The 23,653-nt window shown below is 61.1% G+C and carries 22 protein-coding genes and 1 pseudogene; 11 read left to right on the plus strand and 12 right to left on the minus strand.

Annotated elements, in window-relative coordinates; all coding sequences use genetic code 11:
- Positions 1 to 27: 27 nt before the first annotated feature.
- From AC07SI_RS24175 to AC07SI_RS24190, 4 genes are all read right to left on the minus strand, one after another.
- On the minus strand, positions 28 to 981 hold the full coding sequence (locus tag AC07SI_RS24175; RefSeq protein ID WP_495006647.1) for a hypothetical protein: 954 nt from the start codon (positions 979 to 981) through the stop codon (positions 28 to 30).
- Positions 982 to 1,001: 20 nt separating this feature from the next.
- Positions 1,002 to 2,717, minus strand: coding sequence for a proline--tRNA ligase (locus tag AC07SI_RS24180; protein ID WP_106802712.1), 1,716 nt, complete (start codon positions 2,715 to 2,717; stop codon positions 1,002 to 1,004).
- A gap of 207 nt (positions 2,718 to 2,924) precedes the next feature.
- Positions 2,925 to 4,457, minus strand: coding sequence for an AmpG family muropeptide MFS transporter (locus AC07SI_RS24185; protein ID WP_065908726.1), 1,533 nt, complete (start codon positions 4,455 to 4,457; stop codon positions 2,925 to 2,927).
- A 43-nt stretch (positions 4,458 to 4,500) separates the two neighbouring features.
- On the minus strand, positions 4,501 to 4,815 hold the full coding sequence (locus AC07SI_RS24190; protein ID WP_207200899.1) for an MGMT family protein: 315 nt from the start codon (positions 4,813 to 4,815) through the stop codon (positions 4,501 to 4,503).
- Between the two features lie 192 nt (positions 4,816 to 5,007).
- On the opposite strand from AC07SI_RS24190, the gene AC07SI_RS24195 reads away from it, so the two are divergent.
- From AC07SI_RS24195 to groL, 5 genes are all read left to right on the plus strand, one after another.
- Positions 5,008 to 6,015: a DUF481 domain-containing protein gene (locus AC07SI_RS24195; RefSeq protein WP_065908728.1), complete on the plus strand. Its 1,008-nt coding sequence runs from the start codon at positions 5,008 to 5,010 to the stop codon at positions 6,013 to 6,015.
- 106 nt (positions 6,016 to 6,121) lie between these two features.
- Positions 6,122 to 6,853: a HugZ family pyridoxamine 5'-phosphate oxidase gene (locus AC07SI_RS24200; protein ID WP_065908730.1), complete on the plus strand. Its 732-nt coding sequence runs from the start codon at positions 6,122 to 6,124 to the stop codon at positions 6,851 to 6,853.
- Positions 6,854 to 6,919: 66 nt separating this feature from the next.
- Positions 6,920 to 7,396 carry an FxsA family protein gene (locus AC07SI_RS24205; protein WP_016971150.1) on the plus strand — a complete coding sequence of 159 codons (477 nt, stop codon included), beginning with the start codon at positions 6,920 to 6,922 and terminating at the stop codon, positions 7,394 to 7,396.
- Between the two features lie 248 nt (positions 7,397 to 7,644).
- Positions 7,645 to 7,941, plus strand: coding sequence for a co-chaperone GroES (locus AC07SI_RS24210; protein WP_003175874.1), 297 nt, complete (start codon positions 7,645 to 7,647; stop codon positions 7,939 to 7,941).
- A 50-nt stretch (positions 7,942 to 7,991) separates the two neighbouring features.
- Entirely contained in the window at positions 7,992 to 9,638 is a 1,647-nt protein-coding gene (groL, locus tag AC07SI_RS24215; protein ID WP_034109202.1) for a chaperonin GroEL, read from the plus strand.
- Positions 9,639 to 9,806: 168 nt separating this feature from the next.
- On the opposite strand, the gene AC07SI_RS24220 is transcribed toward groL, so the two are convergent.
- Positions 9,807 to 11,756: an LTA synthase family protein gene (locus AC07SI_RS24220; RefSeq protein WP_495006648.1), complete on the minus strand. Its 1,950-nt coding sequence runs from the start codon at positions 11,754 to 11,756 to the stop codon at positions 9,807 to 9,809.
- 201 nt (positions 11,757 to 11,957) lie between these two features.
- Between AC07SI_RS24220 and colR the strand changes: the two genes are divergently transcribed.
- The 5 genes from colR to AC07SI_RS24245 all read left to right on the plus strand — a co-directional run bounded on the left by colR (position 11,958) and on the right by AC07SI_RS24245 (position 15,728).
- Complete coding sequence (colR, locus tag AC07SI_RS24225) at positions 11,958 to 12,641, plus strand: two-component system response regulator ColR (protein ID WP_003175870.1); 684 nt, start codon at positions 11,958 to 11,960, stop codon at positions 12,639 to 12,641.
- A complete protein-coding gene (locus tag AC07SI_RS24230) occupies positions 12,631 to 13,911 on the plus strand; it encodes a sensor histidine kinase (protein ID WP_495006649.1) in 1,281 nt (426 codons plus the stop codon). Before colR ends, AC07SI_RS24230 begins: the two co-directional genes overlap by 11 nt.
- A gap of 188 nt (positions 13,912 to 14,099) precedes the next feature.
- Entirely contained in the window at positions 14,100 to 14,780 is a 681-nt protein-coding gene (locus tag AC07SI_RS24235; protein WP_065908735.1) for a class I SAM-dependent methyltransferase, read from the plus strand.
- Positions 14,781 to 14,784: 4 nt separating this feature from the next.
- A complete protein-coding gene (locus AC07SI_RS24240) occupies positions 14,785 to 15,504 on the plus strand; it encodes a lipopolysaccharide kinase InaA family protein (protein WP_106802715.1) in 720 nt (239 codons plus the stop codon).
- Complete coding sequence (locus AC07SI_RS24245) at positions 15,501 to 15,728, plus strand: hypothetical protein (protein WP_065908738.1); 228 nt, start codon at positions 15,501 to 15,503, stop codon at positions 15,726 to 15,728. The genes AC07SI_RS24240 and AC07SI_RS24245 overlap by 4 nt, the downstream gene beginning before the upstream one ends.
- A 54-nt stretch (positions 15,729 to 15,782) precedes the next feature.
- Here AC07SI_RS24245 and AC07SI_RS24250 read toward each other — a convergent pair whose 3' ends face one another.
- Genes AC07SI_RS24250 through AC07SI_RS24260 form a run of 3 tightly spaced genes read right to left on the minus strand, consistent with a single transcriptional unit; the run spans position 15,783 to position 19,418 of the window.
- A complete protein-coding gene (locus tag AC07SI_RS24250; RefSeq protein ID WP_495006682.1) occupies positions 15,783 to 16,880 on the minus strand; it encodes a DUF1513 domain-containing protein in 1,098 nt (365 codons plus the stop codon).
- 2 nt (positions 16,881 to 16,882) lie between these two features.
- Complete coding sequence (locus tag AC07SI_RS24255) at positions 16,883 to 17,947, minus strand: imelysin family protein (protein ID WP_065908742.1); 1,065 nt, start codon at positions 17,945 to 17,947, stop codon at positions 16,883 to 16,885.
- Positions 17,948 to 17,978: 31 nt separating this feature from the next.
- Complete coding sequence (locus tag AC07SI_RS24260) at positions 17,979 to 19,418, minus strand: di-heme oxidoreductase family protein (RefSeq protein ID WP_065908743.1); 1,440 nt, start codon at positions 19,416 to 19,418, stop codon at positions 17,979 to 17,981.
- A gap of 138 nt (positions 19,419 to 19,556) precedes the next feature.
- On the opposite strand from AC07SI_RS24260, the gene AC07SI_RS24265 reads away from it, so the two are divergent.
- A complete protein-coding gene (locus AC07SI_RS24265; protein WP_262135526.1) occupies positions 19,557 to 20,120 on the plus strand; it encodes an NAD(P)H nitroreductase in 564 nt (187 codons plus the stop codon).
- 124 nt (positions 20,121 to 20,244) lie between these two features.
- On the opposite strand, the gene AC07SI_RS24270 is transcribed toward AC07SI_RS24265, so the two are convergent.
- From AC07SI_RS24270 to AC07SI_RS24285, 4 genes and pseudogenes are all read right to left on the minus strand, one after another.
- A complete protein-coding gene (locus AC07SI_RS24270) occupies positions 20,245 to 21,000 on the minus strand; it encodes a methyl-accepting chemotaxis protein (protein WP_371920689.1) in 756 nt (251 codons plus the stop codon).
- A 102-nt stretch (positions 21,001 to 21,102) separates the two neighbouring features.
- Positions 21,103 to 22,437, minus strand: a pseudogene (locus AC07SI_RS24275) (methyl-accepting chemotaxis protein); the annotation flags it as partial.
- A gap of 85 nt (positions 22,438 to 22,522) precedes the next feature.
- Positions 22,523 to 22,924 (minus strand): YbaN family protein, encoded by a 402-nt coding sequence (locus tag AC07SI_RS24280; protein WP_065908749.1) that lies wholly within the window; start codon positions 22,922 to 22,924, stop codon positions 22,523 to 22,525.
- Between the two features lie 115 nt (positions 22,925 to 23,039).
- Positions 23,040 to 23,648 carry a biliverdin-producing heme oxygenase gene (locus AC07SI_RS24285; protein WP_065908750.1) on the minus strand — a complete coding sequence of 203 codons (609 nt, stop codon included), beginning with the start codon at positions 23,646 to 23,648 and terminating at the stop codon, positions 23,040 to 23,042.
- Positions 23,649 to 23,653: the final 5 nt, after the last annotated feature.

A 23,653-nucleotide genomic window follows, 5' to 3' on the forward strand; every position in this document is an offset into this window, starting at 1 on the left:
GCAAGCCGTTCTCCTGCAGAACGGTGTTCAGCGTGCGCCCGGATCTGCGACGAGTCGCCCCGCATCCTTGGTCAGCGCCTGCAGAAACTCCTGCTGCAACTCCGGATCATTGCGTGTCAGTTCGATCAGGCTTTGTTCCAGTTCGCTGGCTTCTTCTTCCAGGCCCAGCTCCGACAGGCGTTTGACGCGGTGCACCCACTGGCTCACTTCGTCATCTTCCAGGTCGTCGTAGATCAGGCCGTGGGCTTCGAGCAACTTGCCGCGCAGGGTGTTGCTGATCGCCAGGGTCGAGTCGGAATGCACGTCGTCCTGGCCATCTTCCACGCTGATCTTCAAGGTCGTGACACGGTTCAGGTCCTGCTCGGCAAACGGGCTGTCCAACAGGTTCAGGCGCAGCACGCCGTTACGGTCGGTGGTCAGCTCATGGATCTGCTTGCCGGCAGTCACTTGTACCGGGCGTTCGCTCCAGGGCAGGCTCGAATACTCCACGCGCTTGTCGCGCTGGACTTCATCGATGCCTGCAAGGTTCTGTTGCGCACGGCCATGGGATTGCACGTTCATGAACGGGTTGAGGCCGTCCACGCCGTAGGTCAGCCAGTCGTGGGTCATGCTGGTCGGCAGGTTGCCGAGGGCGAAGATATTCACCACGTTGGCGCCCGCGCCGGCGACCAGGGCAACCGCGCCCAGGGGCATCTCGTAGAGTTTGCGCCAGGCCTGGTAGGGGGTGTAGCGGTCGTAACGACGGGTGACTTCGAACTCGGTGACCTCGAAGGTCTTCTGCTCGTGAATGCGGACCCGGCGTTGCGGCAGCTCCAGCACTCTGGGTTCGCCGACATCGATCTGCAGGCTATGGTCGAGCAATTTACGCTCGACCCGCTCCTCGTGCTCACTGCGTTGCGACATCTGGTTGGCGCAGCCGCTGACCAGCAGGGCGCCGCACAAGGCGGCGCCCCCCAGGGCTCTGGTGTTTCGCTTGAACATGACTTCTCTTGATCTGGTTTTCAGCGACGAATACGCGCCTGGAGGAAAGACAGCACGTCAGCCACCGGCAACGGTTGGGCTTCGGCTTCGGTCCGGCTTTTGTATTCCAGATTGCCATCGGCCAGGCCGCGGTCACTGACCACGATCCGGTGTGGGATGCCAATCAGTTCCATGTCGGCGAACTTGATGCCCGGGCTGGTTTTCTTGTCGCGGTCATCCAGCAGCACTTCGAAACCGGCGGCGGTCAGTTCGGCATACAGTTTGTCGGTAGCCTCGCGTACCTGCTCGGTTTCGTAGCGCAGCGGTACCAGGGCGATCTGGAAAGGCGCCAGGGCGTCGCTCCAGATGATGCCTTTCTCGTCGTTGTTCTGCTCGATGGCAGCGGCAACCACGCGCGATACGCCAATGCCGTAGCAGCCCATGTCCAGGGTGATCGGCTTGCCGTTCTCGCCCAGCACTTCGCACTTCATCGCCTTGCTGTACTTGTTGCCCAGCTGGAAGATGTGCCCGACTTCGATGCCGCGCTTGATTTCCAGGGTGCCCTTGCCGTCCGGGCTTGGGTCACCGGCGACCACGTTACGCAGGTCGGCCACGGTCGGAACCGGCAGGTCACGCTCCCAGTTCACGCCGAAGTAGTGCTTGTCGTCGATGTTCGCGCCGATACCGAAGTCGCTCATCAGCTCGACCGAGCGGTCGATGATGATCGGCAACGGCAGGTTCAGCGGGCCCAGGGAGCCGGCGCCGGCGCCAATTGCGTCGCGCAGTTCGGCATCGGTGGCCATGACCAGCGGGCTGGCTACGCCAGGTTGCTGGGCTGCCTTGATTTCGTTGAGTTCGTGGTCGCCACGGATCACCAGGGCGATCAGCTTGCCTTCTTCCTCGGCACGCACGATCAGGGTCTTGATGGTCTTTTCAATCGGCAGATTGAATTTTTCCACCAGCGCCGCGATGGTCTTGGTGTCAGGCGTGTCGACCAAGCGCAGCTCTTGCGCCGGTGCAGGGCGCGAAGTTTCGCGTGGCACGGCTTCGGCTTTCTCGATGTTCGCCGCGTAGTCGGAGCCATTGCTGAAGACGATATCGTCTTCGCCCGACTCGGCCAGCACGTGGAATTCGTGGGAGCCGGCGCCGCCGATGGAGCCGTTGTCCGCTTCAACCGGGCGGAACTTCAGGCCCAGGCGCGTGAACACGTTGCAGTAGGCCTGGTGCATGCGGTCGTAGGTGACCTGCAGGGACGCCTGGTCTGCGTGGAACGAATAGGCGTCCTTCATGATGAATTCGCGGCCGCGCATCAAACCGAAGCGTGGGCGGATTTCGTCACGGAATTTGGTCTGGATCTGATACAGGTTCAGCGGCAGCTGCTTGTAGCTGCTCAGCTCGTTGCGCATCAGGTCGGTGATCACTTCTTCGTGGGTCGGGCCGGCGCAGAAGTCGCGGCCATGCCGGTCCTTGAAGCGCAGCAACTCAGGGCCGTACTCTTCCCAGCGCCCGGATTCCTGCCACAACTCAGCCGGTTGGGTGCTCGGCATCAACACTTCCAGAGAGCCGGCGGCGTTCATTTCTTCACGAACGATGGCTTCGACCTTGCGCATCACCTTCAAGCCCATGGGCAGCCAGGTGTACAGGCCAGAGGCCAGTTTGCGGATCATGCCGGCGCGCAGCATCAGCTGATGGCTGATCACGACCGCGTCGGAAGGCGTTTCTTTCTGTGTGGCGAGCAAATATTGACTGGTACGCATGGTAGGCCGTTGTCGGTTGCTTGGACTTGAAATGACTTGGGATTGTACGGGCGCTTGCTGCTGGAGTACAGGCATCAGGTCGTGGTGAGGCTTCTGTTAAAGCCTTTGTGCAGGCGCTGGCTTGCCTGCGCTGGCATCGCCTCGTTGTCACTGTAGACCAAGGTGTGCGCATCGCAGGCAAGCCAGCCCCTGCAGTGACCGGTCGTGTCAGTCCTCGGCCGGAGGATTCAACCGAATCCGCCGATTCTCCTGAAACCAGTGCAGCGCAATCAGGAACAGCGTCGGCACACCGAGCAGGCAGGTGATCAAGAAGAAATTGTGATACCCGAACTTCTCCACCATCACCCCCGAGTACCCACCGATCAGGCGCGGCAGCAACAGCATGATCGAGCTGAGCAGCGCGTACTGCGTGGCGGAGAACTTCAGGTTGGTCAGGCTCGACAGGTACGCGACGAAGGCCGACGTCGCCAGCCCTGAACTGAAGTTGTCCAGGGAGATGGTAAAAATCAACATCTGCAGGTCCGGGCCCATGTCCGCGAGTGCGACGAACAACAGGTTGGTGCCGGCCGACGCCACGCCGCCGATGAACAGGATCGGCAGGATGCCGAAGCGCACAATCAGCAGGCCGCCCATGCCGGCGCCGAGCAGGGTCATGATCAGGCCGAAGATCTTGCTGACCCCGGCGATCTGGTCCTTGGTGAAGCCCTGGTCGATGTAGAACACGTTGGCCATCACGCCCATCACCGTGTCTGACATCCGGTAGGTGGCAATCAGCCCCAGCAGCAGCAAGGCCTGCCAGCGGTAACGCAGGATAAAGTCGTTGACCGGCGTCAGCACCGGCGCCAGGCCACGCCGACCCATGGCCGAGAGGCACAGGGCGGTAAGGGTGATATAGAGGATGGCGCGCAGGAAGGCGCGGTCTTCCATCAGCAGCTCCCACAGGCTCATGCCGTGGAACAGCACGCTGGCAAAGTCGGTGTTGTACAGCTGGGTAAACATCGCGGGCACCGACACCAGCAGCACGATCAGTACGAACACCGACACCAGTTGATGCACGAAGCTGTAGCGCCCGGCCTGCAATTGGGTGCGCAATGGCACATTGGGTTCGCGCATGAACAGGGTGGTCAGCAGCGCCGGGATCATCAGCACGCCGAACAGCACATAGGTGCCGGTCCATGCCGAGTGCTTATAGTTGAAACCGGTGGAACCGAAGCCTTCGGCAAAAAACAGCGCGCCGGCCGTGGCCAGCAGGGCGGCGATCCGGTAGCCGGACATATAGCTGGCAGCGAGGGCGGCCTGGCGGCTGTCGTCGGCGATTTCCAGGCGGTAGGCGTCGACTGCGATGTCTTGCGTCGCCGAGGCAAAGGCCACGATTACCGCAATGGCGATCAGCCAGGACAGGTGTTTCTGAGGGTCGCAGAACCCCATGCCGATCAATCCGAGAATCACCAGCGACTGGGCCAGCACCAGCCAGGAACGACGACGTCCGAGTTTACCGAGCAGCGGCAGGCGCCATTGGTCGAGCAGCGGCGACCACACCCATTTGAAGGCGTATGCCAGGCCGATCAGGCTCGCATAGCCGATGGTCTCGCGGGCCACACCGGCCTCACGCAACCACACCGAAAGCGTCGAGAACACCAACATGTAAGGCAAGCCGGCGGCAAAGCCGAGCAACAACAGGACTAACGTCGAGGGGCTGGCATAGGCGGCGAGCGCGGCGCGCCAGGTTTTACGGGGCATGGGCTGGAGTCTGCCTCAGATTCACGGAAACAAAGCGCGCACTCTAACCGCTGTGCTCTACCGGGCGCCAGCCATGGCGCTGAATATCCACGCGATTGTTGCGGACTGTGATGCCTTCATCGCGCAAACGCGCGCGTTGTTCGTCGCCCGAGGCACTGCCCACGGGCAGACTTATCCGACCACCGGCACCCAGCACACGATGCCAGGGCAGTTTGGTGTCCTCGGGCAGCTGGCTCAGGGTGCGCCCCACCCAGCGCGCCGCGCGCCCCAAGCCGGCCAAGTGCGCCAACTCGCCGTAACTCACCACGCAACCTGGCGGGACCTGCGCCAATGTCAGGTACAGCGCGGTGCGGCGCATTTCGGCGGGGCTTTGCGGCGTTTCGGCGGTTGGATTCACTGGGGTCTATCCGTAGGGAATGGCGGTCTATCTGTAAGAAACGTCTGAGAACATGGCGATGAGCATGGAACTCAACCTGAATCCTTGAGTCAGTCCTAGCTATCTAACACGATAAGTGCCCCTTTTCGCCAACCTTGAGCCTCTTACTTGCTTATGTTGTCCAGAACCCTGCTGTGCCTCGCTGTTTTCAGCGCCTCCTCGCCCTTGTTGGCCGATACCGTCTGGTTGAAGAACGGTGACCGCCTGACCGGCAAGATCAAGGTCTTCGACGGTGGCAAATTGCTGATCCAGACCGATTACGCAGGCGCCATTCCGGTCGACTGGAAACAGGTGAAAACCCTGGAAAGCGATCAGGAGCTGCTGGTCAAGCAGGATGCCTACACCGGCGAGAAGGCCAAGTCGCTGAAAGCGGCGGACGATGGCAAGGTGGTCCTGGCCAATGGCGAAGCGCCCAAGACCGTCGAGTTGGCGAGCATCCAGCAGATCATCAAGCCCAAGCCTGTGATCGAAGACCTGGTGTGGAAGGGCAATGTCGACCTGGCGCTTGACTACAAGCGTGCCGACAAGGACACCAACGACTACGACGTCGACTTCAAGACCACCGCACGGCATGGCCAGTGGCGCCATACCGGGCAGGGCGAATACAACCGCGAGTTCCAGGACGACGTGACCACCACCGACAACTGGGCGCTGGAATACGACCTCGACCGGTTCATCACCGAGCACTGGTTCTGGCAGGGCCGCCTGACCTACAAGCGCGACAAGGTTGAAGACCTGTCTCGTCAACGCACTGTCGGTACCGGCCCGGGCTATCAGTTCTGGGACGACGAATTGGGCGCGTTCTCCCTCGGTTCGCTGGTCAACCGCACCGACTATGAATACGCCGATGGCGGCAAGGACAACTTCTATTCCCTGGCCATGAAGTGGAACTACAACCGCTACCTGGTAGGCAAGACGGTCGAGTTCTTCACCAGCGGCGAGGTCGGCAAGCCGCTGTCCGGGCCGGCCGCCTATTCCCTGGATTCGGAAATAGGCCTGCGCTACAAGGTCACCGAGTGGGCCTCGCTCAACCTCAAGGCCGAGCGCGACATTATCAGCGGCGACTCGGAAAGCAGCCTGAGCAAGACCCGCTACACCGCAGGCTTCGGCGTGGCCTGGTAATCCGGCCGCGTAAAACCCGCTTGGCAACCTTTGCTGATATTGATTACCTTGTGTTGAGATCCATTCCCATATGCTATGGGCGGCCGCATACCCGAGGAGTCATACGTTGAGCACGCACGTTGCCAAGAACGCCCGAGAGCTGTTGCTCAAGGAATACCGTGGGGCTCTCTCCACATTGTCCAAGGCCATGCCCGGCTTTCCCTTTGGTTCGGTCGTGCCCTATTGCCTGGACGAGCAGGGCCGCCCGCTGATCCTGATCAGCCGCATCGCCCAGCACACCCACAACCTGCAAAAAGACCCCAAGTGCTCGCTGCTGGTCGGCGAGCGCGAAGCGGACGATGTGCAGGCAGTGGGGCGCCTGACTTACCTGGCCGAAGCCGAGAAACTCGAAGACGGCGCTGCCATCGAGGCGGCCGCCGAGCGTTATTACCGCTACTTCCCCGATTCGGCCAACTATCACAAGGCCCACGATTTCGACTTCTGGGTGCTCAAGCCGGTGCGTCACCGTTATATAGGTGGCTTTGGCGCGATTCATTGGGTCGACCAGCTGACCCTGGCCAATCCGTTCGCGGGCAAGGCCGAGCGCAGCATGATCGAGCACATGAACAGCGATCACACCAAGGCCATCGCCCACTACGTCGCCCTGACCGGCTTGCCCACCTTCGAACCTGCGCAATTGGCCGGTATCGACAGCGAAGGCATGCACCTGCGTATTGGCCAATCGCTGCACTGGTTGCCTTTCGCAACGTCTTGCAACACGCCGACACAAGTACGCGAAGCCCTAGTTTCATTGGCCCATGCCGAAGTCTGGCCGAAAAAAGCCAGCGCTGACGCTTGAATTCACGAAATGGCGACGTCATCTAAGGTGGACTGGCAAGGCATTCTTGCGTTGAGGAACCATTTGATGCGCCCTTTTTTGTTGCTCTTTCTGCTGTTCCCGGTGTTGGAGCTGTTCGTATTCGTACAAGTCAGCAGTGCAATCGGCTTTTTCCCGGCGCTGCTGCTGATCATTCTCGGCTCGATGCTCGGCGTTCTGGTGCTGCGTGTCGCCGGCCTGGCCACGGCACTGCGTGCGCGTGAAAGCCTGAACCGCGGCGAGTTGCCGGCCCAGACCATGCTCGAAGGCCTGATGATGGCTTTGGCGGGCGGCCTGTTGATCCTGCCGGGCTTTATCAGCGACGTGGTCGGCCTGGTCATGTTGCTGCCGGTCACCCGCAAGCTGCTGGCCGGCAAGATGCGCCAGCGTGCCGAAGAAGCTGCGATTCGCCAGCGCGCATTCGCCGATGACCTGCAACCTCGTGGTGGCCCGGCTCCGCGCCAACCCCTGGGTCGCGAAGGTGATGTGATCGAAGGCGAGTTCGAGCACCGCGACAGTAAATAACCGCTTCATTGCCACGGCACCTTCGGGTGCCGTGTTGCATTTATAGGCGGGCAGATGCAAAAAAATTTCCTGCCCGGCCCCTTGTAATAAGCTTATGCGCCCTTATGTAACGGTCACCGCAAGGTTTCTGGTGGCGACACCAGACAGACTTCCGCGTCTTGCTTGGCGAGGCGCGACCGGCACAGCCGGAATACAACCCGCCGGTACCGATACCGGCCGATGAAAAACACAATTAGGAGAGATCGACAATGAGCAAGCTTCGTCCTCTGCACGACCGCGTCGTTATCCGTCGCAGCGAAGAAGAAAAGAAAACCGCTGGCGGTATCGTTCTGCCAGGTTCGGCTGCTGAAAAAGCCAACCACGGTGTGATCGTCGCTGCAGGCCCAGGCAAGACTCTGGAAAACGGTGATGTACGTGCGCTGGCCGTTAAAGTCGGTGACAAGGTTGTATTTGGTCCTTACTCCGGCAGCAACACTGTGAAAGTCGACGGCGAAGACCTGCTGGTGATGGCTGAGAACGAGATTCTCGCTGTTCTGGAAGACTGATTTTCCCGCTCATTTTCCCGTTACTACAAAGTATTTAAGGAATATCGATCATGGCTGCTAAAGAAGTTAAATTCGGCGATTCCGCCCGTAAGAAAATGCTCACCGGTGTCAACATCCTGGCTGACGCAGTAAAAGCGACCTTGGGCCCGAAAGGCCGTAACGTGATCATCGAGAAGAGCTTCGGCGCTCCGACCATCACCAAGGACGGCGTTTCCGTCGCTAAAGAAATCGAACTCGAAGACCGTTTCGAAAACATGGGCGCGCAGCTGGTCAAAGACGTTGCCTCCCGTGCCAACGATGACGCAGGCGACGGCACCACCACCGCTACCGTCCTGGCTCAGTCGATCGTCAACGAAGGCCTGAAAGCCGTCGCTGCCGGCATGAACCCGATGGACCTCAAGCGCGGTATCGACAAGGCCACCATCGCCGTTGTTGCCGAGCTGAAAAACCTGTCCAAGCCATGCGCTGACACCAAGGCTATCGCTCAGGTAGGCACCATCTCCGCCAACTCCGACAGCTCCATCGGCGACATCATTGCCGAAGCCATGGAAAAAGTCGGTAAAGAAGGCGTGATCACCGTTGAAGAAGGCACTGGCCTGGAAAACGAACTGTCGGTTGTAGAAGGCATGCAGTTCGACCGTGGCTACCTGTCCCCGTACTTCGTCAACAAGCCAGAAACCATGGTTGCCGAGCTGGAAAGCCCGCTGATCCTGCTGGTCGACAAAAAGATCTCCAACATCCGCGAAATGCTGCCAGTACTGGAAGCCGTTGCCAAAGCCGGCCGCCCACTGCTGATCGTTTCCGAAGACGTTGAAGGCGAAGCCCTGGCAACGCTGGTTGTGAACAACATGCGTGGCATCGTTAAAGTCGCAGCCGTCAAGGCTCCAGGCTTCGGCGACCGTCGCAAGGCCATGCTGCAGGACATCGCCGTATTGACCGGCGGTACCGTTATCTCCGAAGAGATCGGCCTGAGCCTGGAAAGCGCCACCCTGGAAAACCTGGGTAGCGCCAAGCGCGTGACCATCTCCAAGGAAAACACCATCATCGTTGACGGTGCTGGCGTTGACGGCGACATCCAGTCGCGTATCAACCAGATCCGCGCCCAGGTTGCCGAAACTTCCTCGGACTACGACCGCGAAAAACTGCAAGAGCGTCTGGCCAAGCTGTCCGGCGGCGTTGCAGTGATCAAGGTTGGCGCTGGTTCCGAAGTTGAAATGAAAGAGAAGAAAGCCCGCGTTGAAGACGCCCTGCACGCAACCCGCGCAGCCGTCGAAGAAGGCGTGGTACCTGGCGGTGGCGTTGCGCTGATCCGTGCTCTGGAAGCGCTGGTTGACCTCAAAGGCGACAATGCTGACCAGAACGTCGGTATCGCTGTTCTGCGTCGCGCCGTTGAATCCCCACTGCGTCAGATCGCTTCCAACAGCGGCGACGAGCCAAGTGTTGTGGTCAACGAAGTGAAGAACGGCAAAGGTAACTACGGTTACAACGCTGCAACCAGCGAATACGGCGACATGGTTGAAATGGGCATCCTGGACCCAACCAAAGTGACCCGTTCCGCGTTGCAGGCAGCCGCTTCGATCGCTGGTCTGCTGCTGACCACCGAAGTTGCGATTGCTGACAAGCCGAAGGCTGAAGGCTCGGCTGGCGGCGGTATGCCAGACATGGGCGGCATGGGTGGCATGGGCGGCATGATGTAAGCCAGCCTTACCCCCGTACTGAAAAAGCCCCGCCTGCAGTGATGCAGGCGGGGCTTTTTTATGGGGGCTGGGGTGTCTGGATCCATGCTTGCTGGTGACAGAGGGCTTGACCGCGACAAGAGGTGTGCCAGTCACACTGTAATCGCAGGCCAGCTCGGTTCTGCGGGGTCAGCGTTCGCTCAACTGTGGCGCCGCTGGCTTCGGCGGCTTCCAGCTCAGCAATTGTTGCTTGAACCCATAACTGGCGGCCTGATAGTAGGTGATCGCCCGTTGGATCAATGGATCATCACTGCCGACCCGGACTTCCTGGCTCGCCGCCAAGGCTTGATAGTGACGACGCAAACCCAGGCGTGGGCTGAGAATCGCCAGGTCCTGGCCATCAAACAGCCCCAGGTGCTGGTAGTTGCCGACCACCACGCGCGGTGGCAGTGGATTGTCCTGCAACAGGTTGCGGCCAAAGAAGGTTGATTCGTAGCTGAGGTTGATCAGCCCCAGCAGCGTCGGCGCCAAGTCGATCTGGCTGGCCAGTTGTGCGGTTTCGCGGGCGTCGATCAGCTTCGGTGCATAGATAAACAGCGGAATCTGGTAGTTGCTGATCGGCAGGTCTTCCTTGCCGGCGCTGCCGGCCGTGTGGTCGGCGACGAACACAAAGATCGTGTTATCGAACCAGGGCTTCTGCCGGGCCGCCTCGAGGAATTCGCCGATGGCATGGTCGGTGTACTTCACCGCGCCGTCACGACCATTGCCGGATTTGATATCGATGCGCCCATCCGGGTAGGTGTAGGGGCGATGGTTTGAGGTGGTCATCAGTTGCAGCAAAAACGGTTGCTGCTTGGCGTAATCGGCATCGGCCAGTTTCAGGGTTTGGCGATAAAGATCTTCGTCGGCCATGCCCCAGGCATTTTTAAACGAAATTTCCGCTTCGGGCACGCTGCTCTGGTCGACCACCCGATAACCGTTGCCGCTGAAAAACGCGTTCATGTTGTCGAAGTAACCCCGCCCGCCGTAGACAAACACACTGTCGTAGCCAATCACACTGAGTTGTTGTCCGAGGCTGGCAAAGCCGCTTTCGCGGCCAATGCGCTTGACGATCGAGCGGCCCGGCGTGGGGGGAATCGCCAGGGTGATCGCCTCCAGGCCACGGTCGGTACGGGTGCCGGTGGCATAGAAGTTACTGAAGTACAGGCTCTGTTTACGCAACGCATCGAGGTTGGGCGTGAGGTTGCGCCCATCGCCATTGCTGCCCATGTATTTGGCGCTGAAGCTTTCGATGGTCACCAGCACGATGTTGGGTTTGCGCGGTGTTCCAGGGTTGGTGATCGCGCGCCGGATATCCAGCGGGTCCTGGTCGATGAAGCGCGCGTTGGGCTCACTCAGTTCCGCGCGCAACTGTTTGGCGACCACCTCGGTGGGCAGGCTTTGGTAGAACTGTGAATAGTCCAGCTCGTTGTTGCGGAAGGCGGCGAAAAACTGGTACGGGCCATTGCTCGCCAGCTCGTTGTTGTACGCGTTGCCGCCCTGGGTGCGTGGGCTGTCCTGGCTGATCAGTTGCAGGCTGAGGCCGGCGACAACCAGCAGCGCCAAGGCATTCACCACACGGCTACGCAGCGCAGGCAGCGGCGCGTTCATTGCGGCATTGAACGGCTTGCGCAACACCACACTGAAGACAATCGCAAGCATCGCCAGCAGGCTCAGCAGTTTGCCGATCGGATAGGACTCCAACAGGTTGTTCAACACCTCATCGGAATACACCAGGTAATCGACGGCAATGAAGTTGAAGCGTACGCCGAACTCATCCCAGAACAGCCACTCGGCCGCCGACGTGAACAGCATGGCAAACAGGCTGACGGTGAGCACCGCCTGCAGGAACCAGCGGTGGCCGCGGCGGCGCCACAGGGCCGGTGGGCACAGCAGCAGATACAGCCCCAACGGCAGTGCCGCATAGGCCAGGAACCCCAGGTCGTAGAGAAGGCCCACGCCAAACACCGGCAGCAGATTGCCGCCGACTTCATCCAGGTGAGCGATGAGCAGCACGCTGCGCGTGAGCAGGAATACCACTAACCAGGCACCGGTTATCAACAGCAAATAGCGCATTGGCGCTGTTTTGACAAAACCCATGTCTATGTTCCTTATATCAATGGGGGGCGATCTTCGCCCTGACACTGTAGTCAGTTTGTGAAGCTATAGTGAAAAACTCGTTCAGCCTATCAATCAGTTGAAAACCTTTATCGACGGGCCTTTCAGCTCTATCCCTGAGCCACACTTGGCCTTAAGCTGCGCGAGCCAACACGGCCGTTACCGCGTACGGAGACACTGCCCATGCGAATTTTATTGGTTGAAGACAACCGCGATATTCTGGCCAACCTGGCGGATTACCTGGGGCTGAAAGGCTATACCGTCGACTGCGCGCAGGACGGTCTGTCGGGCCTGCACCTGGCCGCCACCGAACATTACGACTTGATCGTGCTCGACATCATGCTGCCCGGCATTGATGGCTACACCTTGTGCAAACGCCTGCGCGAAGACGCGCGTCGCGACACGCCGGTGATCATGCTCACTGCCCGCGATCAGTTGGATGACCGGCTGCAGGGCTTCAAGTCCGGCGCCGATGACTACCTGCTCAAGCCGTTTGCCCTGTCGGAATTGGCCGCGCGCATCGAAGCCGTGCTGCGCCGTGCCCAGGGTGGCGGTCGCCGTGCCCTGCAAGTGGGTGACCTGAGCTACGACCTCGACACCCTCGAGGTGACCCGCGAAGGGCGCTTGCTCAAGCTCAACCCGGTGGGCCTGAAACTGCTCGCGGTGCTGATGCAGAAGAGCCCGCATGTACTGCGCCGGGAAATCCTCGAAGAGGCGCTGTGGGGCGATGACTGCCCGGACAGCGACAGCCTGCGCAGCCACGTGCACCAGTTGCGCCAAGTGATCGATAAGCCGTTCGCCAAGCCGTTGCTGCAGACGGTGCATGGTGTGGGCTATCGCCTGGCCGAGGGCCGAGATGGAGTTTAAGCAAAGCCTTGCGCAACGGATCATCATCGCCTTTGCCTTGATGAGCGCGTTGGTGGCGGGAGCCTTCGCCATGGGCATCGTCGCGACGGTGCACCTGGTAGAAGAGAAGTTGATTTCGGCAGGCCTCGGCGGTGACTTGCAACGCCTGTTGCTGATGGACACTGTCGAAGATTGGCGGCACCGACCCGAACCGGACCAGCTGTTTTACTTCAGCGGCGGGCCGGGCGATTTCGAATTGCCCAAGGACCTGCGGCATCTGGAACCGGGCTTTCACGAGGTGTTTCGTGAGGCGCTGTCGTACCACGCCATGGTCGAAGTGGTCGATGGCCGGCGCTATGTGTTGCTGCAGGATCAGAGCGATTTCGAAGAGCGTGAGCGCGTATTGTTTGCGGTGGTGCTGGTGGGCTTCGTGCTCAGCCTGGCGCTGGCGGTATTCCTCGGCTGGGTGCTGGCCCGCAAGGTGATGGCGCCGGTGGTGCGCCTGGCCCGCCAGGTGCGACATCGCGATCAGTTACTCGGTCTCGCGCCGCCGCTGGCGCCGGACTACGCGGCCGATGAAGTCGGTGAGTTGGCCGTGGCCTTCGATGCCACCCTCGGGCGTCTGCGCCAGGCGTTGTCCCGCGAGCAGTTGTTTACCAGCGATGTCAGTCACGAATTGCGCACGCCCTTGATGGTGCTGGCCAGCTCTTGCGAATTGTTGCTGGAGAACCCGGCCATCGATCAGCGCGGGCGCAATCAGGTTGAGCGCATCGCCCGGGCTTGTGAGGAAATGCGCGAACTGGTGCAGACCTTCCTGATGCTGGCCCGCGCCGAGCATGACGATGGCACCATGTCGCCGCAGGTCAGCCTGGAGCAGGTCGCCGACGACTTGCTCGGTATCTGGCGCGAACCCATCGAGCGCAAGGGCCTGGAGTTGATCTATCAGCGCGGCAACCCGCTGGACACGCGCTACAACGCCACCTTTCTGCATGCGGTGATGGGCAACCTGCTGCGCAATGCCTTGCACTACACCGAGCTGGGGTTCATCCGCCTGACCCTGGAGCCGAGTGGCTTCGTGGTCGAGGACACCGGCGTGGGCATCCCTGAAGACAAACGCGAAGCCATGTTCGAGCCTTTTGTGCGCGGCAACGAAAAGCGCGGCGATGGCCTGGGCCTGGGTCTGTCGCTGGTCCAGCGCATCTGCGAGAACCAGGGCTGGAGCGTCAGCCTGAGCACCATGGAGCCGAATGGCTGCCGCTTTCATGTCGAATTGAGTCAGGTCAAACCCTGATCCCATCCCCTGCCGCTATCCTGCCGAAGTACCCCGTACTTCGGCGAAGGTGGCCCCATGCTATTGCTTGTGTCTGTAAAGTCTTGAAATGTATGAGATTGGACAGGACAAGTTTTTCACAACGGGTTGACCTGGTGATCACAGCTCGCTGCATAAGGTTGTAGGCATCAGCAACTGGAGATCCGTTGATGTCTACCCCGATCAAACTCGAATTTTCCGAAAAGTACGACGATCAGCACGCCCACGAATATTTGCTCAAGCATCAGGACAATTTGGCTCGCCGGTTGTCCCACAAACGCGACGAGCAATTGGCCCGTGGCGCGCTGGCGATGGCCGGTGAGCCTGGCCTGGTGCTGGACCTGCCGTGCGGTGCCGGACGTTTCTGGCCGCTGCTGGCTGAAAAACCCAACCGCGTGATCATCGGTGCCGACAATTCGGCCTCGATGTTGAAGGTGGCGACGGTCGCCCAGCCGGCGGATGTGGTGAAACGGGTACGGCCCTTGCAGACGTCTGCTTTTGACATTGATTTGCCGGACAATTCGGTCGACAGCATTTTCTGTATGCGCCTGCTGCACCACATTGGTGATCCCGCGCATCGGCTGGCGATACTGCGGGAGTTTCAACGCGTTACCCGCGACAGCGTGATTATTTCGCTGTGGGTCGATGGCAATTTCAAAGCGTGGAAACGCAAGCGTCTCGAAGGACAGCGTCGCGAAAAAGGTGAGCAGGAAGGTTACCAAAACAGATTTGTGTTACCGGCTGCTACTGTTGAAGCAGAGTTTGAGCAGGCCGGTTTTCGTGTTCAGGAATCCCTGGACTTCATACCGCTCTACGCCATGTGGCGAGTGTATGTATTGCGCAAGAGGTAACAGGATGGCAGTTGAGTGCGTAGCAGGCAGTCATGTAGCGCCCGAAGAACGCTTCGATTATTTCTGGCGCCAGCAGGGCGAGTGGGTCGAGGAACCCAATCGTCGGCGTGGTGGTGAAAGTGGTGTGCAGCGAGTAACGAGTGCCAATGGCCGTTTGCTCTACAGCAAGCGCCAGACCGGACACATCTACCGCAGCTGGCTGCACCCCTTCGGACGCCCCACCGTGCTTCGCGAGCGGGATGCACTCAAGGGCCTGCGCCTGCTGGATGTACGCGTGCCGGAAATGGTCTTTTGCGAAGCACGTCGCGACCCCGAGCACCGTTGGAAGGCATTGCTGGTCACGGCCGCCCTGGAGGGCTTCGACGAGATTGAAAACTGGTACGCCGCCGGTGGTCGCGAACAGTATGGCGAGTTGGTCCACGAGCGCCTGCTCAAGGAATTGGCTGGCACCCTGGCGCGTATGCACAAAGGGCGCTGGCAGCATGGTTGCCTGTACATCAAGCACATTTTCGTACGCGTGACGGGTGAAGGCGACTCGGCCAATGTGGAAGTGGCACTGCTGGATTTCGAGAAATGCCGCCAGCGCCTGACCGCTTATCGCGCGGCTTCCCATGACATGCTGCAACTGCGCCGCCATTCGTCGTGGAACAGTACAGACTGGGAAAAACTCAGCTACTTTTATGAGACGGCGTTTGGCAGCGCTATCAAGGGTTTAACCAGATGAAGCTAGAAATAGCACGAGGTCTGTTCCTGGTTGGGGCGATGGGCGTTGCAGCCCTGGCCCTGGCAGCGTGGGAACAGCCTCGCACACAAGTACTCAGCGCGGTGCAAGGTGGTGGGCAATGCCTGTTGCCGCGCGTCGCCAAGGCGAGTGTGGCGGTCAAGCCTGATCATGAGTTGCTGTTGTTCATGTTTGGGATGTCTCAAGGGATGAGGCCGCAGAGTTGAAACGATTCAAACCCCCGAAACAGGGCCTTGCGATGCGAGGCCCTTTTTTTTGCTTCAAATCAGGTGCAGATGGTTATCCCAAAGCCCCGCCGGCAATTCCAGCGGTTTGGCAACCAGCTGTTTCTGCCGGCAATCGTAGAAACGGCAACGGCCCTGGCCTGAGGTGACGACAAACCCATCCGCCACCGCGCCGACCCCGGCGCAGTCGGGCAACGGCCCATCCAGGCGCAGCTCCGCGCTGTCCATGTCCCAGATGAAGAAGCGGTTGCCCCGTGGTGCGGTCAATGCCACCAGGCGCAATTCGCTGTGCACCGCGACACTGGCGGTGTAATGCCCCATCGCCTGCAACTGCTCATCGGCCACCGGGAACGCCACGAACGGCTGCCCTGGCCGCTTGATCGCCAGCAGCTCGGAACGCTCCTGGGACGCGCCCATGAACTGCTGGCCGGTGAGGATCGTGCCATCGCTGGCGATCCCCATATGGCGCACGCTGTTCATCTGTTGGCCGAGGGTTTCCTTGCTGATCAGGCTGCCATCGCGGTGCATCAGCACCAGGCTTGGCTCCATCGCATTGAGGTTCATCTCCACACGGCTTTCGGCTTCGGTACGAATGCCGCCGTTGGCCACCACCAGGGTCTCGCCGTCGGGCATCCACGACACCTGATGCGGGCCGATACCGTGCGTCGAGATTTCGCCGCTGTGCACCAGCCGCTCACCTTCGAACGCGTACACCCCGAGCAGGCCACGGCCCGGGTCGGAGGTGTCGTTCTCGGTGGCATACAGCCAGTCGCCGCTCTTGTGAATCACCGCGTGGCCATAGAAGTGGCGATTGGCATGCGAGGTGATGGTCTGCAGCAGCGTGCCATCACGCAGGTCGATCAGGTAGCTCTCGGTGCCCGGGCGACGGGCGACAAACAGTGCAATCGGCAGTGTCGGGTGGTTGATGATGTCGTGGCAGCGCTGGCCGACCCGGGTGGCAAATACCGGCTTGCCATCCAGCCGATAGCCCACGGCATAGTGGTTGCCGTCCGCATCATCGCGCGCCGACAGCAGCAGCGGGCCCTTGTCTTTCTGCTTGAACAGCGTCCAGCCACCCAGCGTGAGAGCACTGAGCAGCACGCTGCCAACCGCCAAAGCCTGTCGCCTGAGCATCATCAGTCACCGTCGTTGGCGTTAAAGCCCAGTTGGATGCCCAGCGCCTTGGCCAGTTCGCCTTCGTGCAGGCGGTGGACGACGTTGAGGCTGTCGTAGATATCGTTGAGCTGCTGGCGCCCGGCGTCATCGTTCAACAGTTCGTTGAGGCTGCGCTGGTTGCTGGCGAACAGTTTCAGCGAGGCCGCATAGGCGGCGTCGATCTTGTCGGCCAACGGCTTCTGTTCGGACGGCAGCAGGCCACGCAGGCCCTTGTTGTCGACGCCAACCCACACGGTCTGGGCGGCGGCGAGGCTGGCTTCGAGGCTTTGCAGGGACGACTGGCTGCGCCATGCATCGGCCTGGAACGGCTGCGGGATGCCCTTGGTCTGGCGGCCCATCGGCGTGCCGAGCTTTTTCTTCAGGGTGTCCAGGGCGGTCACCTGGACGCGCAGTAGATCGGCAATCGCTTCGTGGGAATCGGCGTAGCGCTGGTTCGGAAACTTGGTCATCTGCGCGAGCATGCCGTCGGTGCTGTTCCAGCTGGCCAGGATCTCTTCGGCGAGGGCTTTCTGGCGTTCGCCAATGGCCACCAGCAGCGGGCAGTAGCGGGCTTTCTGGGCTTCGTCGGCGACGTCGGTCTTGGCGTCATAGAGGATGTATTCGTAAGCCGACAGGCCTTGCACCACGACACTGGACTTGGCCAGGGCGGCGGCGTCGATCTGCGGTTGGGCGATGACCAGTTGCTCGACCTGGCGACCCACCAGGTTCTTCTTGTCCGGCCAGAATTGGATCTGCCAGGCGCGGTTGCCTTCGGCCAGTGGGCCGATCAGCAGCGGTTGCAATTCGGCCCAGGCTTTTTGCGCATGGAGGAAGTCGGCGCGGGCGGTCTCCAGGCTTTCCTTGCCCTGGCAGTAGGCCAGGGCGCTGACGGCCAGTTGGCGGTCGGCTTCAACCCAGCGGCTGTAGGTCGGCAGGATCACTTGCTTGGCGATCGCCGCCGAGGTCACGGCTTGTGGATCCTGGGGCGAGCAGGCGCCGAGGGCGAGGGCGGCCAGGCTGGTGAACAACAACTTGGGACGAAACATGTCGAGCTCCCTTCTGTAATTGGGGCGAAGCTTATAAAGAATTCAGGAACGCCAGCAACGCAGCGCGCTGCTCGGCATTGAAGGACAACACATGCTGCTGCGCCGCTTGCGCTTCACCGCCGTGCCACAGCACGGCCTCGAGCAGGTTGCGGGCGCGGCCGTCATGCAAGAACTGGGTGTGGCCACTGACGGTCTGCGTCAGGCCGATGCCCCACAACGGCGCGGTGCGCCAGTCGCGGCCACCGGCCTTGAATTCGGTGCGGTTGTCGGCCAGGCCTTCGCCCATGTCGTGCAACAGCAGGTCGCTGTAGGGACGGATCACCTGGTTGGCCAACTCAGGTTCGGCCGCCGTGGCTGGCGTGGTGAATGATGGCTTGTGACAGCCCTGGCAGCCAGCCTGGTAGAACAGGTTTTTCCCGGCCAGCACCTGCGGCGCGTTGACGTCGCGGCGTGCCGGCACGGCAAGGTTGCGCGTGTAGAACAGCACCAGGCGCAGGATGTTGTCGCTGACTTCCTGCTCGCCATCGGCGCCATTGCCGTTGGGCGCCTGTTTGCAGGCGACTTGCGCGTCGGTGCAGTCATCAAAGGGTCTCAAAGACGTGGTGAGGCCCATATCACCAGAAAACGCGTGAACATTTTGTTGATTGAGGTTGGGTTGTCCGGCTTTCCAGCCAAAGCGCCCGAGTACGGTTTTTTGTTCGGCGTCGTCCCAGACCCAATTGGCGCGGCCGACGATGGCTTCTTTGTCGGCGGTCTTCGGGTCGGTGTTGCGCAGGATATCGGCGTCGGTGATGGCTTCGAGCAGGCCCAGGCCAATCATCGGCGGAGCGATGCGCGCGGAGAAAAGTGTGTCCGGATGCATCGGGCCATAGCCGAGCTGGGTGATCTGCAGGTCCGGCTTGCGCAACTCGACCACGCTGCCATCCTTGAAGGTCACCTTGACCGGCGTGTAGTCGACGCGCACCTTGCCTTCCGGTGCGACCCCCGGCACGGCCATGTCCTGCAGCTGCCCGCCATACACCGGCTCGGGCACCACGCCGACCTGCTCGATGAGCTTGGCGTAGGACGGCTGCTCCTGGATAGACAGGGGGATCGACAGGCGCACCAGCATCGACACCGCATTGGCCGCATCGGGCAGCGGCGGGTGGCCACGGCCGTCCTTGATATGGCAGTTCTGGCAGGCGTTGGTATTGAACAGCGGGCCCAGGCCATCGCGTGCGGTGGTGGTGGACGGCGCGATGACCCACGGGCTGCGAAAGAAGCTGTTGCCGACGCTGAAGTCCAGGCGGCGCGTGGGCGACAGGTTGGCCGACGGCAGGGAGAACGCGTTCTGGTCGCGCTTGTTCACCGTCGTCGCGCCGCCAGCACGCGCTTCACCAGGCTCTGCCTGGGTGAAACGTGGGGCGTCATCGCAGGCAGTCAGGCTTAAAGCCATCACTGCTGCGGAGAGGCGAAAAAGCGAACCGAACATCAGGTTTCCTGAACGAAGGCTGAAAATATGGGCGCAAAGTCTAACAGGGCAGGGCGCAATGAATAAGAGCAATTATCGTTTGCTCGAATCCGATTCATTCCCGCTAGAATGACCGCACATTTTTTCTGGAGGTGGCCAATGCAGGCTCTCGACGCTTTGCTCAACCGTGTTTCCGTGCCGCGTTTGCTGGAACCGGCACCGACCCAGGAGCAGCGTGATGTGCTGTTCGCCGCGGCCATGCGCGCGCCCGACCATGGTCAACTGCGCCCTTGGCGGTTCCTCACCGTAGAAGGTGCCGCCCGTGAGCAGATGGGCACCCTGCTGGCCGAAGCGGCGCGCCTGCAAGACCCCGACGCTGCGCAAGCGGTCATCGACAAGGCCCAGAACGGCCCGTTGCGCGCGCCGCTGGTGGTGGTGGTGATTGCCCGCCTGCAGGAACACTTCAAGGTGCCCAAGTCCGAACAACTGTTGGCAGCCGCCTGCGCGGCCCACGGTATTCTGCTGGCGGCCTATGCCCAGGGGATTGGTGCGGTGTGGCGCACGGGTGAACTGTCCTACTCGGCTCATGTCGCCAAAGGCCTGGGGCTGACGGCGGATGAGGAAGTGATTGGCTTCCTTTATTTGGGGACACCGCAGAACCCACCGCGTACGGCGCCGAAGGAAGATGTGGCGGCGTTTGTGCAGGCCTGGACGGGTCTCTAAGCAGTAGGCGGTCAAAATGTGGGAGGGGGCTTGCCCCCGATGACTGAGTGTCAGTCTACTTATCTGTAGCTGACACACCGCTATCGGGGGCAAGCCCCCTCCCACATTTGACCGTTGGTGTGTCTTACACCTTGAACTGATCCATCAGCTTCATCTGCTGGCTGGCCAATGCATTGAGTTGGCTGCTGATCGCCGCCGACTCGGTGGCCTGGCCGGTGAGGGTTTCGGTCACGCCGCGAATCGCCGAGACGTTGCGATTGACCTCTTCGGCCACGGCGCTCTGTTGCTCGGCGGCGCTGGCGATCTGCAGGTTCATGTCGCTGATTACCGTCACGGCATCGCTGATCTTGCCCAAGGCTTGCACTGCCTGATGAATCTGCCCGGCATTGCTCTGGGCTTGGTGCTGGCTGGAGTGCATGGTCGCCACCACGCCGCGGGTGCCGCTCTGGATCCGTTCGATCACCAGGCGGATTTCTTCCACGGAGTCCTGGGTACGCTTGGCCAGGTTGCGCACTTCGTCGGCGACGACTGCAAAGCCGCGCCCGCTTTCGCCGGCCCGGGCCGCTTCGATTGCCGCATTGAGGGCCAGCAGGTTGGTCTGTTCGGCGATGCTGCGGATCACTTCCAGCACTGAACCGATCTGCTCGCTGTTGACGGCCAGGGCTTCGACTTCACCCACGGCCTTGCTGACTTCCTCGGCGAGGGTGGTGATGTCGCGGGTGCTCTGCTCGATGATCGACATGCCTTCACGCGCCGACTGATCGGCACCGCGTGCCGCGCTGGCGGCATTCGATGCACTGTTGGCAACGTCATGGGCGGTGGCGCTCATCTCGTTGGAGGCCGTGGCGACCTGGTCGATTTCGCGGAATTGCACCTGCATGCCTTCGCTGGTCTGGCGCGCGATGGCCGAGGACTGGTCGGCGGTACCACGCGCCTCGGTGATGCTTTGCTTGATCTGCGCAATGGTCGGTTGCAACTTGTCGAGGAAGCGGTTGAACCAGTTCACCAACTCGCCCAGTTCATCGTGCTTGGCGTAGGCCAGGCGCTGGGTGAGGTCGCCGTCACCACTGGCAATGTCCTTGAGCATCGCGGCCACGCTGTTGATCGGCCGGGTCACACCGGTGGCCGTCAGCCAGATCAGCAGCAGGCCCAGCAAGCCGGCGGCGGCGCCTACCAGCAGCGCCTTCAGGGTACCGGAGGCCTGGGCCTCGTCGAGCAGCGCCTGCAGCTTCACGGTGTCGGCCAGCATCACGTCCTTGGGCAGCTTGATCACGACGCCCCAGGACTTGGCGTCGGCAATCGGCTTGACCGGGTACACCGCGCGAATCGTGTCGTCCTGCGCGCGGATCATGCGGGTGTCACTGGCCAGCAGTTGCACGATTTCCTTGCCTTCGGCACCGAGGGTATCGATCAGGTTTTTCCCGACTTTGGCCGGTTCACCGCTGTAGGCCGCGATCAAGCCGCTGCTGGCGAGAATTTCCAGGTGCGCGGCACTGTTGAACAAGTCTTTCTGTGCCGCATCGGTGGCCGCTTGCAGGGCGGTGAGGGCGATGTCGATGCCGACCACGCCGATGACTTTGCCGTCCACCAGCAGTGGCAGGGAAAGGGTGGTCATCAGCACCGGTTTGCCGGCCACCGTATCTTCGTACGGGTCGAGCAGGCAAATACGGCGGGTATCGCGTGGGCAGGTGTACCAGATGTTGTAGGGCGTGCCGCTGAGGTTGAGGGTGGTCTTGGTCAGGTCGTCCTCGACCATGATGGTGTTCAAGCCTTCGCCACCGGCGCGGCTCCAGTAACTGGAGAAACGGCCTTTTTCGTTGGAGGCGCGTGCCTTGTCGTCGACGAATTCGCTGTCCTTGCCATCCAGCCCATTGGGTTCGAACGACAGCCAGATACCCAGCACCTTGTCGTTGCGTTCGAAGGCGGTCTTCAGGCTCTGGTTGAGTTCTTCGCGCAAGGCGCCGGGCGCGAGGTCGCGCTTGGCTGCCAGAGTGCGCAGGTCTTTGACCTGGTCGCCGAGGGCGACCACGGCGACCAGGCTGTCGCCGAAGGTTTTCTGCAATTGCACGGCTTGCTCTGCGGCCTTGGCCTGCAACAGTTGTTCGACGCTGGCGGCGAGCATGTGCGAGCTGGAATCGCTGACCAACTGATCATTCTGAGCGGTGTTGTAGAGGTTGATACTGACGACCAGCGCAATCACCCCCAACAGGCAAAGGCCGGACAACAGCACGATTTTCAGGCGGATGGAGAGGGTGTTGAACATAGGCTCACTCGCGAATGGACTTGTTGGAAGGCACGCAGTGCAGGCCAAGTCCATTCAGCGCTATGTCTGGAACATCGGCGTAACAAATCATTTCATGAGAAGCAGGCGATGAGCGGTAGGAAAACGGCTACAGCCAGTGCTACGCGGGCTCTGCAAGCCGTTCAGGGCGTGACCAGATCCATAGGTTGCCCAGGCTCATCCCGGCAATGGCCAGGTAGATCGGCCAGCCATGATCGAGCATCACCAGCATCAGGATGGCGCACAGCAGCATGCTCACCGTGGCGCTGACCTTGGCCCGGCGCGCGATGATCTTGCCGTTGCGCCAGTTGAACAGGATCGGGCCGAACAGGCGGTGGTTTTCCAGCCAGGCGCTCAGGCGCGGCGAGCTTTTGGTTGCGGCCCACGCGGCGAGCAGGATGAACTCGGTGGTCGGCAAGCCCGGTATGACAATCGCCACCAATCCGATGCCCAGGCTGACGTAGGCCAGCAGGCCGAAAAGGATCTGTGCGATTTTCGAGGTGGATTGGGTTTTGCCGGTCATGGGAAGCAATTTGCAGAAGGAAAGGGTTGCTTACTCTGTAGGAACTGGCTTGCTGGCGATGGCGTCCGTGAAGTTGCTATCGCCGGCAAGCCTGTTCCTACCGAGGGGGTTCGAGTCAGGCCAGTTCAGGGGCGCTAGCGTACGCCTGTTCCAGCAACACGGTGAAGCGCACAAACGCGTCGATCGCACCTTTTTCCACTGCGGCTTCCTCTTCGGCGCTGAATTCCAGGCCGTCCAGGGTACGAGTAAAGCTTTTCCAGCCTTCGGCACGACCGCCGGCCGGCTCACCCAGGTGGCGTGCACCGAAGGTTTCGCTCAGGCCCAGGCCCACGGCGCGCTTGATCAGGAACGCAGCGCCCAGCTTGGAGCCTTCGGACACGAACAGCCAGCCCAGGGCTTCGGCCTTGCTCGGGTTCTTCACCGCACCGGCGACCGGCGCCGGCACGTCGGTGTCCAGGTCGCCCAGGTCCAGCTTGGCGGCTTCGGCGCGGCAGCGCTCGGCCAGGTCCGGCACGATCTTGATCAGTTCGGCATCGTTGTAGAGGCTCACCAGTTCCGACTGGAACAGGTACTGCGCGACCACGAAGCGGGCGAAGTTGGCTTGGGTTTCAAACGGGGCGTGTGCCTTGACCAGTGCGTCCAGCTTGGTGTGTGGCTCGTTGGTGATCTGGTTCAGGCGCTGGGAGCGCAGGCTCGGGCGTTCTGCGGTAGAGGAAGCGGTCATGAAAA

Source organism: Pseudomonas sp. GW821-FHT05D12 (genome assembly GCF_059419825.1).

Coding starts and splice junctions, on each gene's coding strand:
- AC07SI_RS24175 (WP_495006647.1), bottom strand. CDS start 981: ATGTTCAAGCGAAACACCAGAGCCCTGGGGGGCGCCGCCTTGTGCGGC.
- AC07SI_RS24180 (WP_106802712.1), bottom strand. CDS start 2,717: ATGCGTACCAGTCAATATTTGCTCGCCACACAGAAAGAAACGCCTTCC.
- AC07SI_RS24185 (WP_065908726.1), bottom strand. CDS start 4,457: ATGCCCCGTAAAACCTGGCGCGCCGCGCTCGCCGCCTATGCCAGCCCC.
- AC07SI_RS24190 (WP_207200899.1), bottom strand. CDS start 4,815: ATGCGCCGCACCGCGCTGTACCTGACATTGGCGCAGGTCCCGCCAGGT.
- AC07SI_RS24195 (WP_065908728.1), top strand. CDS start 5,008: ATGTTGTCCAGAACCCTGCTGTGCCTCGCTGTTTTCAGCGCCTCCTCG.
- AC07SI_RS24205 (WP_016971150.1), top strand. CDS start 6,920: ATGCGCCCTTTTTTGTTGCTCTTTCTGCTGTTCCCGGTGTTGGAGCTG.
- AC07SI_RS24210 (WP_003175874.1), top strand. CDS start 7,645: ATGAGCAAGCTTCGTCCTCTGCACGACCGCGTCGTTATCCGTCGCAGC.
- groL (WP_034109202.1), top strand. CDS start 7,992: ATGGCTGCTAAAGAAGTTAAATTCGGCGATTCCGCCCGTAAGAAAATG.
- AC07SI_RS24220 (WP_495006648.1), bottom strand. CDS start 11,756: ATGGGTTTTGTCAAAACAGCGCCAATGCGCTATTTGCTGTTGATAACC.
- colR (WP_003175870.1), top strand. CDS start 11,958: ATGCGAATTTTATTGGTTGAAGACAACCGCGATATTCTGGCCAACCTG.
- AC07SI_RS24230 (WP_495006649.1), top strand. CDS start 12,631: ATGGAGTTTAAGCAAAGCCTTGCGCAACGGATCATCATCGCCTTTGCC.
- AC07SI_RS24235 (WP_065908735.1), top strand. CDS start 14,100: ATGTCTACCCCGATCAAACTCGAATTTTCCGAAAAGTACGACGATCAG.
- AC07SI_RS24240 (WP_106802715.1), top strand. CDS start 14,785: ATGGCAGTTGAGTGCGTAGCAGGCAGTCATGTAGCGCCCGAAGAACGC.
- AC07SI_RS24245 (WP_065908738.1), top strand. CDS start 15,501: ATGAAGCTAGAAATAGCACGAGGTCTGTTCCTGGTTGGGGCGATGGGC.
- AC07SI_RS24250 (WP_495006682.1), bottom strand. CDS start 16,880: ATGCTCAGGCGACAGGCTTTGGCGGTTGGCAGCGTGCTGCTCAGTGCT.
- AC07SI_RS24255 (WP_065908742.1), bottom strand. CDS start 17,947: ATGTTTCGTCCCAAGTTGTTGTTCACCAGCCTGGCCGCCCTCGCCCTC.
- AC07SI_RS24260 (WP_065908743.1), bottom strand. CDS start 19,418: ATGTTCGGTTCGCTTTTTCGCCTCTCCGCAGCAGTGATGGCTTTAAGC.
- AC07SI_RS24265 (WP_262135526.1), top strand. CDS start 19,557: ATGCAGGCTCTCGACGCTTTGCTCAACCGTGTTTCCGTGCCGCGTTTG.
- AC07SI_RS24270 (WP_371920689.1), bottom strand. CDS start 21,000: ATGCAGGTGCAATTCCGCGAAATCGACCAGGTCGCCACGGCCTCCAAC.
- AC07SI_RS24280 (WP_065908749.1), bottom strand. CDS start 22,924: ATGACCGGCAAAACCCAATCCACCTCGAAAATCGCACAGATCCTTTTC.
- AC07SI_RS24285 (WP_065908750.1), bottom strand. CDS start 23,648: ATGACCGCTTCCTCTACCGCAGAACGCCCGAGCCTGCGCTCCCAGCGC.